The following is a 16378-nucleotide window of genomic DNA, read 5'->3' on the forward strand; positions in this document are numbered from 1 at the left end:
TTTCCGCTCCACCTTGCCCACAGCGTTCAGCTGGGACACATGCAGACATCGAAGGCGATCACGAGCCGAATTGATCGCCGCTACGCTATTCAGCCGACGATGTTTGGCAACCTTGCAGGTGTATCCATGGACAATCTTTTCCACCTGGAAAGCAAGTCGCCTGTCCCTGACGTGCGCCCGCACACATTCACGGTGCATGGCCGATCAATTTCCGACAATTATGCTTGGCTAAAAGCCGAGAACTGGCGCGACGTCCTGAAGGATCCTACTGCCCTTCCATCGGATATCCGCGAACATCTCAATGCTGAGAATGCTTATACGGAAGCCGCGCTCGGCGATCTCGAGCCCTTGCGGAAGACGCTGGTAGCGGAGATGCGCGGGCGCATCCGCGAGGACGATAGCGGCGTACCCGAGCCGGACGGTGCATTCGCCTATTACACCCGGCATCGCGAGGGTGGGCAGCATCCCCTCGTCTGCCGCCGGCCGCGCACGGTGGTGGTGATCCCCGGTCATGGGGCGGAGACGGCCGGTACGGGTGGGGCTGAGGAGGGCGAAGTCGTCCTGCTCGATGGTGACGAGGAGGGCAGGGGACTCGCCTTCTTCGAGCTCGCGGCGGCGGTGCATTCGGACGACCATGCTCGCCTTGCCTGGAGCGCGGATTCCAAGGGGTCCGAGCTTCACACGATCCGCGTCCGCGATCTCGGCACGGGACAGGATCTTCCGGACCGCGTTGAATCGACCACCGGCGAGGTGGTCTGGGCAGCGGATGGGCTGTCGTTCCATTACGTGGCCGTCGACGAGAACCATCGTCCCGCCCGTGTCATGTATCACGTGGTCGGGACGGACCAGTCCGCCGACAGCATGCTCTATGAGGAGCGCGATTCTGGCTTCTTCGTCCATATCGAGACGACGCAGTCGCGCGATTACCTGGCCATCACGGCAAGCGACCACGAAACCTCGGAAGTGCATCTCCTCGATCGCCGGTCGCCGGATGCAATACTGCTATGCGTTCAGCCGCGGGAGCCGCTGCTCATCTACTCCGTGGAGAATTGGGGGAACCACCTCTTCATTCTAACCAATGCGGACGGGGCTGAGGACTTCAAGATCGTCACCACCCGCATCGGTGCGTCGGGCCGCGCCAATTGGACCGATCTGATTCCACACCGGCGCGGTGTGATGATCCGCCACCAGCATGTCATCGCCCAGCATCTCGTGCGTCTCGAGATCGAGAATGCGCGGCCCCGCATCGTCGTCCGCGATACGCAGGGCAACGAGCACATCGTGGCCTTCGCCGAGGAAGCCTATTCCCTCGGCCTCCAGCCGGGCCATGAATTCGAGACGGCGGTGATCCGGTTCACCTATTCGTCGATGACGACGCCGGCCGAGACCTACGACTACGATTGTTCGACCCGCGCCCGTCAGTTGCGCAAGCGCCAGACCATCCCCAGCGGGCACGATCCCGCCGCCTATGTGACACGCCGGATTTTCGCCACGGCACCGGACGGAGAGAGCGTGCCTATCTCGCTCCTCCACCGTCGTGACCTCGTCCTCGACGGCTCGTCTCCGCTGCTACTCTATGGCTATGGCTCCTATGGCACCCTGATGCCGGCCGCGTTCCGCACCAACCTGCTGTCGCTGGTGGATCGCGGCTTCGTCTACGCCATCGCCCATGTGCGCGGCGGAACGGAGAAGGGCTGGCACTGGTACATGGACGGCAAGCGGGCCAAGAAGCCCAACACCTTCTCGGACTTCGTCGCCTGCGGTCGCGCTTTGGCGGACGCCGGATACACGACGTCGGGGCGCATCGTCGCCCATGGCGGATCGGCTGGCGGGATGCTGATGGGGGCTGTGGCCAACCTCGCGCCGGACCTCTTCGCCGGGATCGTCGCCGACGTGCCCTTCGTCGACGTGCTCAACACCATGCTCGACGGCGACCTGCCGCTGACCCCGCCGGAATGGCCGGAATGGGGCAATCCGGGCGCGAGCGTCGAGGATTTCGAGAGCATCCTGTCCTACTCGCCCTACGACAACGTCTCGGCGCAGAACTACCCGGCGATCCTGGCGCTCGGCGGACTCACCGACCCGCGCGTGACCTATTGGGAGCCGGCGAAATGGGTGGCGCGCCTGCGCGCCACGATGATTGGCGGAGGCCCCGTCCTGATGCGGATCAACATGGAAGCCGGCCATGGCGGGGCGGCGGGACGCTTCGACCGGCTGGAAGAAGTGGCGCTGATCTATGCCTTCGCCCTCCGGGCGGTGGGGCTGGCTGGTGGCAGCGAGAAACCGCAGCCGTGACGGCCTTCGTCCGAACCGCTGCCGCCGCCGGGTGCCTCCTGGCGACGCTGGTGCCGGGCGCGGCAGCGGACAGGGCGGTGGCCCTCGAGGTTCCCCCCGATCTCGCCAAGGATCTGTCGGCGATGCCGCGGATCGCCAACCCCGTCGACGACGCCGAGCGGCGGATCAACGCCGCCGTTCAGCGCCTAGACGGAGCGGCGCGTAAAGCCGCGGCCGAGTGTCTGGCGCAGGGAGGCAAACATGCCGATTACGCCCGGCATATCGACGTGACTATGCGGGGCCCCCGCTTCCTCAGCTACACGATGACGGACAGCGCCTTCTGCGGCGGCGCACACCCCAATACCGGCACCTCGGCGATCGTCTACGACCTCGTTTCCGGTGCTCCCGTCGATTGGACCGCGCTGCTTCCGCCCGCTCTCACCGGCAAGGTCGCGCTCCAGACCGAGATGGATGGAAGCAGGATGGTGTCCCTGTCCTCCAAGCGGCTCTTCGACCTCTACCTCAAGGCTTATCGCCCCAGGACCGGTCAGGCGAAGGCGGATGCCGACGACGACGAGTGCCGGGAGGCGGTATCGACGCCAGATGGCGATGAGCCGCCTGCGATGACTGTCTGGCTCGATGCGAAGGCGGGTGGCCTCGCAGTCCAGTTCGACCTCGCCCATGTCGTCCAGGCCTGCGCCGACGTGGAGGTCATTCCCCTCGCTACCCTCAAAGCCGAGGGCGCCAATGCCGTGCTGACCGACGCAATCGTGGCGGCCCGGGCCGCGCTGCCTGTTCCTTGATCGTCTTCGTTCCTGAAACCGGCCGCGATCAGGGCTGCGGTGCGGGCGGTTCGACAGCTCGGCCTGGAAGGACATCCGGGGCCGGTGCGCCATCGGCGGAGCGGCGAGCGGCATCGTCTAGGCTCGGTGCGAGTGCGCGAATGCGCGCCTGACGGGCGGCCTCCTCGGCGGCCGCCTTCTCCGCCGCAGCTTTGTCGGCCGCCGCCTTGATGGCAGCGGCTCGGGCCTTGTCCATCTCGATCCTGGCGCGACGCCGCTGGCGCTCGATTTGATCGGCCTCGAACACTTCGATCTTATCGAGTTCGCGCTGCAGGACTACGGCGGCGAGGCCGGTGGTCAGGGGCCCGGTATCGACACTGCGGTCGGGCTTCGCGAGCGGGCCGGAATAGGAGAGCTGTATCGAGGGAATCCCTCCGGTCCAGCCCTTCGGAGCGCCGCCACCCGTCAATGTCCCGCGTGCATCGAACCGCCCCGTCGTCAGGTCGACGGAGAGGGTGCCGGCCCAGCGCGGTCCGCCGAGATCGAAGGTGAGAGGCGCGGCGCGCAGTGAGCCGCCCGAGAGGGTCGCGGATGCCTTCACCGTTCCCTTCACTGCCATCGGCGCGGCGGCGAGTTCCTCGGCCACCAGGGCCTGGAGCCGTCCCTCCCGGAGCGGATCGTCTTCCGCGAGCGCCTTGGCCAAAGCGCGCTCGATCCCGCCCGGATCGCCGCCGGGAAGCACCAGATCGGTAAGGCTGAGATCGCCGCTTCCGCCCAGATTGTTCGCCATGTTCGCGAGGCTCTGGCCCGAAGCGCCGAAGCGAAGGGTTGCGCTGGCCCGGCCGGAGATCGGTCCCGGACCGACGAGGTCCGCGATGGAGGCGTCGCTCAGGCTGCCTTCCCCGGAGATCGCTGCCGCGCCACCCTGCCGGGACAACGTGATGTTGCCGACGAGGCGTCCCCCGGCGAGACGTCCGTTGACGTCGCGAATCGTGAGGACGCCGTTGTCGAGCCGGGCACCGAAAGCCGCCCCTTCGGCGGTGAAGCGCCGGCCGAGATCGAGCTTATCCACCCTGACGTCGAGGTCGATGGGCGGTCTGACAGCCGGCGCTGCGCCGAACCGTGCGCCGTCTCCGGCTTCCGGTTTCTTCGCGTCGGGCGGGACGATCAGGGAAGCGGCGAGCCAGGGCAGCGAGAGCCGGCCGAGCGCGACGCTGCCGAAGATGTCGCCGGCGGGCGATCGGTTGATATTGGCGAGAACCGTGGCCCCCGCGATCCGCCCGGTGACGTCGGCATGGGCATCGCGTCCGGCCCGCGACAGACCGAGGAGCAGTTCCGCCGGCATCGGCGAGGGTAGGGCATCCGTGCTCCCGGCGAGAATGAGGAAGGGCGCGAGATCCGGCGTCTTCAAAAGGATCTCGCCGGCTTCCGGCGGGGTCTGGCCCGGACCGGGCACGACCGGCTTCACCGTTGCGAGCGTGAGGTCGGCGATGGTGCCGGAGATATCGAGGCCGAGGGCCGGAACCGAGCCGTCGGGCGCGGGCTGACCGCGTGCTCCGCTGATGTGCAGGGCGGCCGGCTTGCGCAGGGCGGCCATGTCCTCGCGCTCGAACCAACGTCCGGCGAGCGGCGTCGTCAGATCGAGGGACAGGCTGTCGATACGCCCGCCCCGCGAGAGCAGGTCGAGGCCGAGGCTGCCGCCTGCGGCTGTTCCGTTGGCGCTGGTGCGCAGGGTGTCGGCGGCACCCGCCTCGCGCTCCAGGGTCACGGCGAGGTCGAGGCTGCCCGCTCGCAGGAAGCCGGGGATCATCCGAGCCTCGGCGATCCACGTCCGGTCGAGAAGGGCGATGAGGGGGGCGGCCACCGGCGCCCACATCCGGCCCGCGATACGGCCTGACCCATCCGGCGCAATCCGGCCCGACAGCTTGGCGTTGGCGCCGGCGAGGTCGGTGACGTCGAGGCTGCCGACGTTCAGGCTCGCTCCGTCCGACTGGATGCTGGCGGCGATGGTTCCGTTGCCCGAATGGGCCCCGGCCGGCCCGTAGCGCACGTCCCGCGCTTGGATCGTCAGGCCGAGGTCGTGGTCGTGAAGGCCGGACAAGGCGCTGCCGAAGGAAGGCAGAGCGGCGACATCGATGCCCTGCGCCGAAAGCTGAGCATCGAAGCGCCCGCGCGCGCCCGATTCGGCCTGGGTATAGCGGGCGTTGCCGGTGATCCGCGCCTCGCCGAGGGAGAGCCGGAGGTTTCGCAGTGACGAGGACGGGCTCGCCGTCGAGACGTCCGTGGATGCCTGAATCGGGCGCCCGTCCATCACCGCGACAGCCGGGCCGCCGAGGCCGAACTTGCGCAGGTACCGCCCGAACCCGTCGGAGGCAGCGGCGTCCAGGGAGACGTTGCCCGTGAAGCGCAGGGCCGGTTGCGTATCGACCTCTCCGGACGCGGTGAGGGCGGTGTTGCCCGGCGCCGTCACCGAGAAGCGCCGAAGCGCGAGGCCTCCCGTCCGGTCGAACGTGCCGGACAGCTGGAGATTCGTCCATTCGTCGAGGCCGAGTCCGATGCTTTCGAGGGCGAGGTCCAGATCGACCATCATCGGAAGTTCGGATCCGGCGCGGGGCATCCCGCGCGCCAGCATGGCCTGACCGGCCGTTGAAATCAGGAAGGCATCGAGGTCGAGGCGGCGCGCCTCCAGGGTCAGTGCTGCCCGCCAGGAGCGCAGATCGATTCGTCCGGTTCCGGCCAGTCGCATGGCCTGACCGCCAGGATCGATTTCGGCCTTCACGTCGGAGAACCGCACCACCGGTCCCCGCGCCTTGAACGTGCCGCCCAGGGAGAACGGCAGGTAGGCGCCCGCCACCTGAACCGGCGGCCCGACCACGACCCGCGCCGATCCTTCGGCCTTCGGAATCATCGCACGCAGCTGGCTACCCTGTGCGGGAGCCTCGCCGGGCACAGGTTCCAGTCGGATACGAGTGTCGGCCTCGAAGCGCGGACGGGTATCGCCGCCGCCGGAGAACTTCACGGCGACGCTGCCGTCCTCGGCGGGTTCGCCGGTGGCGATCCGGAAGGCGACCGCGCCGCTCGTCCCCTCGATCCGCCAGGGGCCTAGGAGCCGGGGCGCCGAGAGATGCACGGTCTCGGCCCGCACCTGATCGGTGCGGCCGCTCTGCGGCACGAAGGTCGTGAGGATGACCTGTCCGATGGACAGGTCCTCGATGGCGAGATCCTGGTCGGCGAGCGTCTGATAGAGATCGGCGGGAAGGCGGACCGCATCGTCGTCGCTGATCGGGAGCTTGATTTCCGCTCGCCCGATCCGCGTCTCGGTGAAGCGGACCTCACCCGTCAGCAGCGGCGTGAGACCGATTTCGGCCTTGACGAGCGAAAGATCCAATGCCGGCTTGTCGGCCTGTCCGCCGATGCGCAGCCGATCGATGCTCAGTTGCGGCGAGGGGAGGAGCCTGACGGCGATCCGTCCTTCGGTCCGCGCGTCGAGACCGAGCGACCTGCCGATCGTCCGGTCCACCAATGTGCGGTAGCTCTCCCAAGCCACGAAGGGCGGGACCGCCAGGGCCGCGACGAGGATCAGGATGACGGCGCCCGCCAGCGCGGTCAGGATGTCTCGCACCGTCTTGGTTTCCGCCTCGCTCCGGCCCGGTCTCCGGGACTGCCATGGGGCGGGCACGTCGTCTCACCGGACGTCATGCCCGGTCGTGCCCCCACCCTGTGCGGCATAGCACAAGGTGACCGGTTCCGCGCCAGAGGCGTTTCTCGCAGTCAACAGCTGCCGGGCATGCCTTCCGGAGCGGATCCGGTCAGCGACGTGGCGTCAGTCCCGAGCCGATCGGGGCCGGACGGGTGACTTCGTTGCGCTGCATCTGCATGCGGATCTGATTGTTCTCGAATTGCTGCTGATGCCGGACGCCGCGAATCTCGCTTTGGGTCGCAAGGCGGTCGTTGGTTTCGTTCAGCGATCGCGTGCCGGGTGACTGAGCCAGGGCGGGGGATAGACTAAGGCCGGCGACAACGGTCAGCATCGAGATGGCGTATAGGGCGGTACGCATGGAACGTCCTCTGGTGATGATGTTCACGGTATGGTGAGACGACGCCCGACAGGAAACCGTGGTTCCCCTCCCGGCCACCCATCTGGGGCCGACCTTTTGTCCCAACCCTCGACGTCGTTCGCGTTTTGGTCCAGGGAAGCAACATGAAACAGCATCCCGACGCGACGACGGCCCCTGTGCCGGCGCCGGCCTCCGGCGTAGCGGCCGAGGCCGCGCAGACCTCTATCGCCGCGCGCGCCATGGCCTCCCTCAGGCCACAGGGTTCGCCTTATCTCGAAGGGCTGAATCCCGAGCAGCGCCGCGCAGTCGAGACGACGGAAGGGCCGGTCCTCGTCCTCGCTGGTGCAGGCACCGGCAAGACGCGGGTGCTCACCACGCGAATCGCCCATCTGGTCTCGACCGGCAAGGCCCGGCCTTACGACATCCTGTCGGTGACCTTCACCAACAAGGCCGCCCGCGAGATGAAGCACCGGATCGGTGCCCTCATCGGCCCGGCCGGCGAGGGGATGCCCTGGCTCGGCACCTTCCATTCCATCGGCACCAAGATCCTGCGCCGGCACGCCGAGATGGTGGGGCTGAAATCGGATTTCACCATCCTGGGGATGGACGACCAGCTGCGCCTGATGAAGCAGGTCATCGTCGACCAGAACATCGACGAGAAGCGCTGGCCCGCCCGCGCCCTGTCCTCGGCCATCGACGGGTGGAAGAACCGCGGCCTCCTGCCGGAGCAGGTCCCCCCCGGCGAGGCGGGGGCCTTCGCCTTCGGCAAGGGCGGCGCGCTCTACACCGCCTATCAGGCCCGGCTCCTGACGTTGAACGCCGCCGATTTCGGCGACTTGCTGCTGCTCTGCCTCAAGCTGTGGCGCGAGAACCCGGACGTGCTGGCGAATTACCAGCAGCGCTTCCGCTACATCCTGGTCGACGAGTACCAGGACACCAACGTCGCCCAGTATCTCTGGCTGCGCCTGCTGGCGCAGGGGCACCGCAACGTCGCCTGTGTGGGCGACGACGACCAGTCGATCTATGGCTGGCGCGGGGCGGAGGTCGACAACATCCTGCGCTTCGAACACGATTTCCCCGGTGCGGCCGTGGTGCGGCTCGAGCGCAACTACCGCTCCACCGGTCATATTCTCTCCGCCGCATCCGGGCTCATCGCCAAGAACGAAGGCCGCCTCGGCAAGACCCTGCGCACCGAAGACGTGGCCGGCGAGAAGGTGACGGTGTCGGGCGCCTGGGATTCGGAGGAAGAGGCGCGCCAACTCGGCGAATCGATCGAGAGCCTGCAGGCCAAGCAGCATCCGCTTTCGGAGATCGCCGTGCTCGTGCGCATCTCGGCCCAGATGCGCGAGATCGAGGACCGCTTCGTCCAGCTCGGTCTGCCCTACCGCGTCATCGGTGGACCACGATTCTACGAACGTGCCGAAATTCGCGATGCGCTGGCCTATCTGCGCGTCACCATGAACCCGGCCGACGACCTCGCTTTCGAGCGCATCTTCAACACCCCGAAGAGGGGCCTGGGCGACGCCACCCTGCAGATCCTCCACGGCTATTCGCGTTCGCAGCGCGTGCCGCTGCTCCAGGCCGCCCGCAGCCTGATCGAGACCGACGAGTTGAAGCCGCGCGCCCGCTCGGGCGTCCGCGCTTTGGTCGAGAGCTTTTCGCGATGGGCGCGGATGGTCGGTACCCAGCCGCATTCGGAGGTGGCCCAGACCATTCTGGAGGAATCCGGCTACACCGAGATGTGGCAGAAGGATAAGTCCGCGGATGCCGCCGGGCGCCTGGAGAACCTCAAGGAGTTCGTGCGCTCCATGGAGGAATTCCCCGACATGGCTGCCTTCCTCGAACATGTCTCCCTCGTGATGGAGGCGAGCGAGCAGGAAGGGGCGGACCGGGTCTCCCTGATGACCCTGCATGCGGCCAAGGGGCTCGAATTCGACACCGTGTTCCTGCCCGGCTGGGAGGACGGATTGTTCCCGAACCAGCGGGCGCTCGACGAGAGCGGCCGCGCCGGGCTGGAGGAGGAGCGCCGTCTCGCCCATGTGGGCCTGACCCGTGCCCGAAAACGCGCCAAGCTGTCCTTTGCGGTGAACCGGCGCATCCATGGGCTGTGGTCCTCGACGGTGCCGAGCCGGTTCATCGACGAGTTGCCCGCAGACGCCGTCGACGTGATCGACGCCCCTGCGCATTTCTCCGCCGGCGCCTCGCGCTTCGACCGCAACCCGGCGCCGTTCGGTTCCTCCTACGCGACGCCGGGCTGGCAGCGGGCGCAAGCCAACACTGCCGGCAACCAGGAGTTCGGAGGCGGGAATCGGCAAGCTTTCGGACGGTCCTCGCCGCCCGGACGAGGCAATGGTGGCCCTCGCCAGATCGAAGGCGAGCTCGTCGCGAAGTCGACGGGTGCGCCGTCTGCGTTTTCGGATGGTATGCGAGTCTTCCACACCAAGTTCGGCCCCGGCAACGTGGCAGCCGTCGACGGTAACAAGCTGACCGTTGACTTCGATAAGGCCGGCCGCAAGATGGTTCTCGACAGCTTCATCCAGCCCGGCTGAAGCACCCTGCCGGCTCCACGCTCGATAAGCGATGTGGTCCGGCCGGTTCAGCCCTTCAGCAGGGCAGGAGTGTCATGGTCGAGATGGATGCGCCGACATCCCGCCCTCTCCATCCGCATGACCCGCCTCAACTGTCGCCGCCGAGTCTTCCGAGAGATATTCGGCCACACACTCAAGAATTCGCGCTGTCACGCCCCTGTCGCGACGGGAGCGGCATGGTGCGTGCGTAGGTGATTCGTGGGTCGCGCATGCGGGGCCCGCATCATCTTCGAGGCCAGTCGTCCACAGGCGTCGTGGCGACATCCGGAACTGAAAGACCTGCTCTCGAATTGGCGTAGTGTTGATAAAAAGTAGCCGTGCAGGAAAAGTTATCGAGGTTAAAAGACGTCAGCAGGTCGAAGATCAGTTAAACCCTAGTTGGCAAGTCCAGTTGGAGTGTTGATCGATGAAAAGACGGCGCACGCGACTTGAGCTGGTAGAAGACCGCCCGGTGCGGCTGCACCGCACCCGGTTCGACGACGAGCGTAACCTGGCCCCGATCCAACCGCTCACGGAGCGACAGGCCGAGTATTTGGACGCTCTCGCCGTCAACAAGCAGGTCATCGTTCTCGGCCCGGCCGGTACCGGTAAGACCTACATTGCTGGAACCCGCGCCGCGGATCAGCTTCGCCAGCGCCGCATCTCCAAGGTCATCATCACCCGCCCCAACGTCCCCGCTGGCCGCTCGCTCGGGTTCTTCCCAGGCAGCTTAGAGGAAAAAATCGCGCCTTGGGTGACCCCGCTCACCGAGACCATGAAGGAGCGAATGGGCGACGCCGCCTACGAGATCGCCATGAAGACCGGCGACATCGAGGTGGTCCCCTTCGAAGTGATGCGCGGACGCACCTTCAAGAACTGCCTCGTGATCCTCGACGAGGCGCAGAACACCACCACCGCCGAAATCAAGATGTTCCTCACCCGGATCGGCGACGATTGCCAGGTCATCATCAATGGCGACGTGTCCCAGACCGACCTGCGCGAGACGTCGGGCCTCAGAACTGTGATCCATCTCGTCAAAAGCCGCATGATGCCGATCCCGATCGTCGAATTCACCCTCGACGATATCGTCCGTTCGGGCATTTGCGCGGAATGGGTACGGGCCTTCGAGGAAACGAAACTCTGACTTGAGTGTTATCAGCGGCGGGTCGAACCGGACCCGCCGCACGTCTCGGCGTGCGGCAATCATCTCCCCGGCGCCAGCGGGGGAGATCAATCCGAGCGCAGAGCTCGGGTCAAAGAGAACGGAAACGCCCGATGAGAAAATTGATCTTCGCGCTCGCCATGGTCGGAAGCCTCGGCGCAGCCGGCCTCGCCACGAGCGCTTCGGCCGCCCCCGGCGCCCCGATGGGTGTGACCTCCTCCGAGACCGTCACTCCCGTGCGTATGCACCATGCTGAGCGCCGCATGCATCGTCGGATGCACCGCCGTCACCACATGCGCATGCACCGCCACCACATGCGTCACCGGATGATGCATCACCGCCGCATGCACCGGATGTGATCGCAGCAGCGATGTGAATGTGAAAGGGCCCCAATCGGGGCCCTTTTTTGTGCGACGATCGTTTTAGAGAGTGCTGCCGTTCAGAGCTTCGGTGTCGCCGCCGTGGCTTTCACCGATGTTTCCTTGAGCGCGGCATCCTTGGCCGGAGGCGTCTTGGCAACAGGTGACGGCGCACCGCTCGTCGGGGCCTTGCCGGCTTTCACGGGGTCGACGGCGATCTTGGCCTTCTGTCCCACGGCGCCGGTCACTGTCGGAACCGTGATCGCATGACCAGTATGGGGCGCTTTGCCAGCCTTCGGTGCCGTCTGGATCGTTTCCGGCGCGGATGCGACGGCTGGGATCGTGGCGGCATTGGCCGATGGGGTCGCGGGCGTCGGTGAAGCCTTCGCGGTGAAGAGGCTGCCGAGAACCTTGGTGTAGGCAGGTGAATCCGCGTCGGCATCGGCCACCATGATGCGCGCCGTCGCTGCCGGCTTCTGCGGTTCGGGCGCCGCATCCGTCTTCGCGACGATGCTGCCGGACTTGGTCTTGTCGGCCCCCGGCTTGAGGGCGGCCGCAGCGGCCTTGGTCGGGATCGGAGCTTCGGCGGCGGCAAGCATCACCGGCCGTCCCTTGGCATCCACCTCGACCTCGCGCTCGCCGGCCGCCAGGCTCTCGGGCCGGCTCACCTCACCGAGATGATGACGCGCATATTCCTTGGGGTCGTAGGGAGCCTCCGGCTCTTCCTTCTTCGTCAAATTCGCGAAGGCCATCGTCGAGGCGGGCGGCTGCGGCCGGAAGACCGGATTCTGGCCGCCATCGTCATAGACGACACGCGTCGCGGGCGTGCCCTTGGCGACGAGCTCGGCAATGTCGTGGTTGTCCCGCGCCCGTTTCTCGGCAACGAGCGTATCCACCTTCGGCGAGCACGAGCCAGCCGCCACATCCTGTCCGCCGAAGACGTAGCGTGTGCCGCAGACGTTCACGCGCGGCTCTTCGCGCAGGGCCTCGAAATAATCCGAGCCTTCCTTCAGGTTCTTCCAGAACGGCGCGTTCGGGTCGTTGCGGTACTTGGCGAAATTCGTCGCCGTCATCCGGAACGGGTAGGATTGGAACTGGAACGCGCGCTGCCCGCCGGCGAAGGAATCGCGGGCCAGGGCGTAGATCTCGCCCATCGATTCGTCGGTCATGGCGAAACAGCCCGAGGACGAGCAGGTGCCGTGCACCATGATGTAGTTGCCCGTCCGCCCGTTGGCCCGGTCGTACGTGTTCGGGTAGCCGGTATCGAAAGAGAGATAATAGGACGAGTTCGGGTTCATTTGCCCCGGTGTCACCGTGTAGAAACCCTCAGGGGCCTGCCGGTCTCCCTGCTTGGTCTTGGGGCCGAGCTGGCCCGACCAGCGGCAGATCGGGAAGGTCTTGAGCAGCGCGTATTGGCCGTTCGCGCCACGCTTCCATACCTCCATCTCCGCTTCCTTCTTGAAAGCGCGGATCAGGATGGGGTCGTTCGTCGCCATGCCCTTCTGCGCCATGAGCGCCAGGGTTTTCGCGGGGACGGGAGTCAGGGCCCGCAACGGGACGCCGCCGCCCATCGAGCCGTCCTGGCAAGCGGTGAGGGAGAGAGCGAGCGCAACGATACCGGCAGCCGTAGCCAGGCGTAGAGCCAGCGGGCGCAAAGCCATGGGGAACCCCGTCCTCATTCATGCGCTCGCGGGATCTCGCCCGTCGAACGCCACTCCCCAACCCAATAGCGTCGTTAAACTTACCCGGTTGTTACCGCAAGAAGACGCAAATGGCCGGCTCGTGAGGATGTGGATTTCGGTGGCTTCCTCATTGTGGGCAACACCTTGCCGCAAAGTGTCGTCGAGCATCGACTTTCAGGCATGCCAGTCGGAGAGCAATCGACTTGATTCCGCTGGTATTTCTCTGTGCGATGCGTCCCGGACCCGTCGTCGTAGTGGGGCTTCACGAACAGTCCCGAGGCGGGATTTAACAAACTCTTCAACGGTTCCGCATGAGGTCTGCGCTAAAACGACGCATCAGAGTTTGCGGCCGATATCGAGGAACTTCGCGGCCCGGCGGTCGCGAATCTCGTCGGGGCTCAGACCATCGAATTCGGCCAGTGCCTTGGCTACGGCCTTGCCCGTATTGGCGATGGCTGCCTCGCGGCCACGATGGGCACCGCCTGTCGCCTCCGGGATGATGCCGTCGATGATGCCAAGGCGCAGCAGATCCTGCGCAGTGATCTTCATGGCGGTGGCCGCATCCGCCGCACGGCCCTGGTCGCGCCAGAGGATCGAGGCCGCACCCTCGGGCGAAATCACACCGTAGATCGCATGTTCGAGCATGAGTACGCGGTTGGCGGTGGCAAGCGCGATGGCACCGCCCGAGCCGCCTTCGCCGATGACGACGGCGACATTGGGCACGCCGAGGGCGAGACAGGCCTCGGTGGAACTGGCGATGGCCTCGGCCTGCCCACGCTCCTCCGCCTCGATGCCAGGGAACGCGCCGGCCGTGTCGACGAAGGCGAGGACGGGAAGGCCGAACCGATCGGCCAATTCCATCAGCCGCACTGCCTTGCGGTAACCCTCGGGCTTGGCCATCCCGAAATTGTGGCGCAGGCGGCTCTCGGTGGTGGAGCCCTTCTCCTGGCCCAGCACGCAGACGGCTCGGCCCTCGAAACGGCCGAAACCGGCGACGATGGCCTGGTCTTCGCCGAAGGTGCGGTCGCCTGCCAGGGGAGTAAACTCGGTGATCAGCCCGGCGCAGTAGTCGATGAAATGCGGCCGCTGCGGGTGGCGTGCCACCTGCGTCTTCTGCCAGGGCGTCAGCGTGGCGTAGATGTCCGACAGGGCGGCGGCGGCCTTGCCTTCGAGTCGGCCGACCTCTTCGCTGATGGAGACCGCACCGTCGCGGGCGGCCATGGTCCTCAGCTCCTCCAGCTTGGATTCGAGCTCGGCCACCGGCTTCTCGAAATCGAGATAGGAGCGCGTCACCGACATCGGTCAGAGATCCTTGTTCGTCGCCATTGGTGCGCCGGGATGCCGTGTCGGAGACAACGGCGACGGAAGGCGTCCGGGGCGGGCGGGAAAAGCCGCGATTGGCCGGGGGTGTTGGCGAAGGAACACCGCCTGTCAACCATCCTGGCTCTCAGAGCCGGCCTTCGCCCTACACGACGATAGCCTTAAGCTTGGCCTTGGGTCATGGTGCCGTCATCGTTTGGCGTCCACTCTCCAGCCTGTGTGTATGGCGTCTGGGACGCTATGGAGAGGTCCGCGCCCGTGACAGCGTTTCTCAGCGGCGAATCCCACGTCCTCGTACTCCAGGGCGGTGGCGCACTCGGCTCCTACCAGGCCGGCATCTACGAGACGCTGGCGGCCGAGAACATCCTGCCCGACTGGGTGGCGGGCATCTCCATCGGCGCGATCAACGCGGCCCTGATCGTCGGTAATCCGCCCGAGCGCCGCGTCGAGCGGCTGAGGGCGTTCTGGGAGCAGGTCTCGTCGGGCGTGATGGGCTCACCCTGGTTTCCCGGCGAGAAGGCGCGTGCGGCCTTCAACGAGGCCAGCGCCAACTGGATCGCCACTTTCGGCGTCCCCGGTTTCTTCACGCCACGCGTTCCCCCGGCGACGTTCTATCCGCCGGGCGCCCCGGAGGCGCTGAGCTATTACGACACCGCTCCGCTCAGGGCGACGCTGGAGCGGCTGGTTGATTTCGACCTCATCAACGAGGGGCGCACCCGGCTCAGCATCGGAGCCGTCAACGTGCGCACCGGCAATTTCGTTTATTTCGACAATCGCTGCGACCGCATCACGCCCGAGCACATCATGGCGTCGGGGGCATTGCCGCCGGGTTTCCCGCCGGTGACCATCGACGGCGAGCAATATTGGGACGGCGGCATCGTCTCGAACACGCCGCTGCAATACATCCTGGACGAGGAGCGCAGCCGTGACCTCGTGGTCTATCAGGTCGATCTCTTCGCCGCGCGCGGGCCGATGCCCCGCACCCTGGTCGAATCGGCCGAGCGCGAGAAAGACATCCGCTTCTCGAGCCGCACACGGCTCAACACCGACAAGAACCTCGAAGCCCGCCGCGCGAAAGCCGCGTTCCGCCGCCTGGCCGAGAAGCTGCCGCCCGAGCTGATGAGCGACGAGGACGTCGCCTACCTGCGCCAGGTCTCCCACGCCAATTTCACGACCGTGATGCAGCTGATCTACCGGCGGAAAGCCTATGAGGGAAACTCGAAGGATTACGAGTTCTCTCGCGTCACCATGCTGGAGCATTGGGCGGCGGGTGCCGGTGACATGCGCCGCTCTCTGCGCTCTCCAGCCTGGTGCGACCGAGTGCACGACGAAACCGGCGTCGCCGTGTTCGACCTGACGCGGGACGCCCGCGACTGACGTCATCCCGACCGCTTCATCCCGACCGCTTAATCCCGGAGGCCTACACGCCATGACCCGTGACGAGATCCTGCAAGTTCCCTCGATGCCCGCCTTCAGTCCGAGCTATCCGCGCGGGCCGTATCGGTTCCTCAGGCGCGAATACCTCATCATCACCTACGAGACCGATGCCGAGGCCCTGCGCCGGGCGCTGCCCGAGCCGCTGGAGCCCCACCCCGAGAACCTCGTCTATTACGAGTGGATGAAGATGCCGGATTCCTCCGGGTTCGGCGATTACGAGGAGAGCGGATCGGGCGCCGTCGCCACCTATAATGGCGAGGCCTGCAACTTCTCGATCCAGATGTATCTCGACGACGAGCCGCCGATCACGGCCGGCCGCGAGATCTGGGGCTTCCCGAAGAAATGGGGCGTGCCTCGCCTCAAGGTGATGAAGGACACGCTCACCGGCACGCTCCATTACGACGAGGAGCGCGTGGCGATGGGCACCATGACCTACAAGCACAAGAGCCTGGAGAATGAGCTCGACACGGTGAAGGCCGGCCTCGGCCGCCTCAACGTCAACCTCAAGCTCCTTCCCGACGTGACCGGCGCACCGAAAGTGGCCCAGCTCGTCGGCTATCGCTTGGAGAACATCACCGTTCACGGCGCCTGGGACGGCGAGGCGCGCCTCGACCTGATCCCGCACGTGAATTGTCGGGTCGCCGACCTGCCGGTGAAGCGCATCGTCGGCGGCCGGCACATGATCGTCGACTTCACCTTGCCCTACGGGCAGGTGCTGCACGACTATCTCGCCTGAT

11 protein-coding genes are annotated in these 16378 nt (G+C 66.3%); 7 read left to right on the forward strand and 4 right to left on the reverse strand.

The window, feature by feature from the left end:
- Positions 1-126 precede the first annotated feature (126 nt).
- Both IPV08_RS00485 and IPV08_RS00490 read left to right on the forward strand, forming a co-directional pair.
- Complete coding sequence (locus IPV08_RS00485; RefSeq protein ID WP_207409985.1) at positions 127-2295, forward strand: S9 family peptidase; 2169 nt, start codon at positions 127-129, stop codon at positions 2293-2295.
- The gene (locus IPV08_RS00490) at positions 2292-3077 is read left to right on the forward strand and encodes a hypothetical protein (protein ID WP_207409988.1); all 786 of its coding nucleotides are present in this window, start codon (positions 2292-2294) and stop codon (positions 3075-3077) included. The genes IPV08_RS00485 and IPV08_RS00490 overlap by 4 nt, the downstream gene beginning before the upstream one ends.
- A 28-nt stretch (positions 3078-3105) precedes the next feature.
- Here the strand turns inward: IPV08_RS00490 and IPV08_RS25005 are convergent, their stop codons facing one another.
- Together IPV08_RS25005 and IPV08_RS00500 are read right to left on the reverse strand one after the other, a co-directional pair.
- On the reverse strand, positions 3106-6678 hold the full coding sequence (locus IPV08_RS25005) for an AsmA family protein (protein WP_207409994.1): 3573 nt from the start codon (positions 6676-6678) through the stop codon (positions 3106-3108).
- A 187-nt stretch (positions 6679-6865) separates the two neighbouring features.
- On the reverse strand, positions 6866-7087 hold the full coding sequence (locus tag IPV08_RS00500; RefSeq protein WP_246747700.1) for a hypothetical protein: 222 nt from the start codon (positions 7085-7087) through the stop codon (positions 6866-6868).
- Positions 7088-7257: 170 nt separating this feature from the next.
- Between IPV08_RS00500 and IPV08_RS00505 the strand changes: the two genes are divergently transcribed.
- From IPV08_RS00505 to IPV08_RS00515, 3 genes are all read left to right on the forward strand, one after another.
- Positions 7258-9663, forward strand: coding sequence for a UvrD-helicase domain-containing protein (locus tag IPV08_RS00505; RefSeq protein ID WP_207410004.1), 2406 nt, complete (start codon positions 7258-7260; stop codon positions 9661-9663).
- Positions 9664-10108: 445 nt separating this feature from the next.
- Entirely contained in the window at positions 10109-10825 is a 717-nt protein-coding gene (locus IPV08_RS00510; protein WP_056423599.1) for a PhoH family protein, read from the forward strand.
- 131 nt (positions 10826-10956) lie between these two features.
- Positions 10957-11202, forward strand: coding sequence for a hypothetical protein (locus IPV08_RS00515; protein WP_056423601.1), 246 nt, complete (start codon positions 10957-10959; stop codon positions 11200-11202).
- Positions 11203-11282: 80 nt separating this feature from the next.
- Here IPV08_RS00515 and IPV08_RS00520 read toward each other — a convergent pair whose 3' ends face one another.
- On the reverse strand, positions 11283-12848 hold the full coding sequence (locus tag IPV08_RS00520) for a murein L,D-transpeptidase family protein (RefSeq protein ID WP_207410386.1): 1566 nt from the start codon (positions 12846-12848) through the stop codon (positions 11283-11285).
- A 372-nt stretch (positions 12849-13220) separates the two neighbouring features.
- Positions 13221-14183: an acetyl-CoA carboxylase carboxyltransferase subunit alpha gene (locus IPV08_RS00525; protein WP_207410007.1), complete on the reverse strand. Its 963-nt coding sequence runs from the start codon at positions 14181-14183 to the stop codon at positions 13221-13223.
- Positions 14184-14444: 261 nt separating this feature from the next.
- On the opposite strand from IPV08_RS00525, the gene IPV08_RS00530 reads away from it, so the two are divergent.
- Both IPV08_RS00530 and IPV08_RS00535 read left to right on the forward strand, forming a co-directional pair.
- Entirely contained in the window at positions 14445-15581 is a 1137-nt protein-coding gene (locus IPV08_RS00530) for a patatin-like phospholipase family protein (protein WP_207410009.1), read from the forward strand.
- A 52-nt stretch (positions 15582-15633) separates the two neighbouring features.
- A complete protein-coding gene (locus tag IPV08_RS00535) occupies positions 15634-16377 on the forward strand; it encodes an acetoacetate decarboxylase (protein WP_056423609.1) in 744 nt (247 codons plus the stop codon).
- Position 16378: the final 1 nt, after the last annotated feature.

Origin of the sequence: Methylobacterium sp. SD274 (assembly GCF_017355285.1) — a bacterium.
GTDB lineage: Bacteria > Pseudomonadota > Alphaproteobacteria > Rhizobiales > Beijerinckiaceae > Methylobacterium.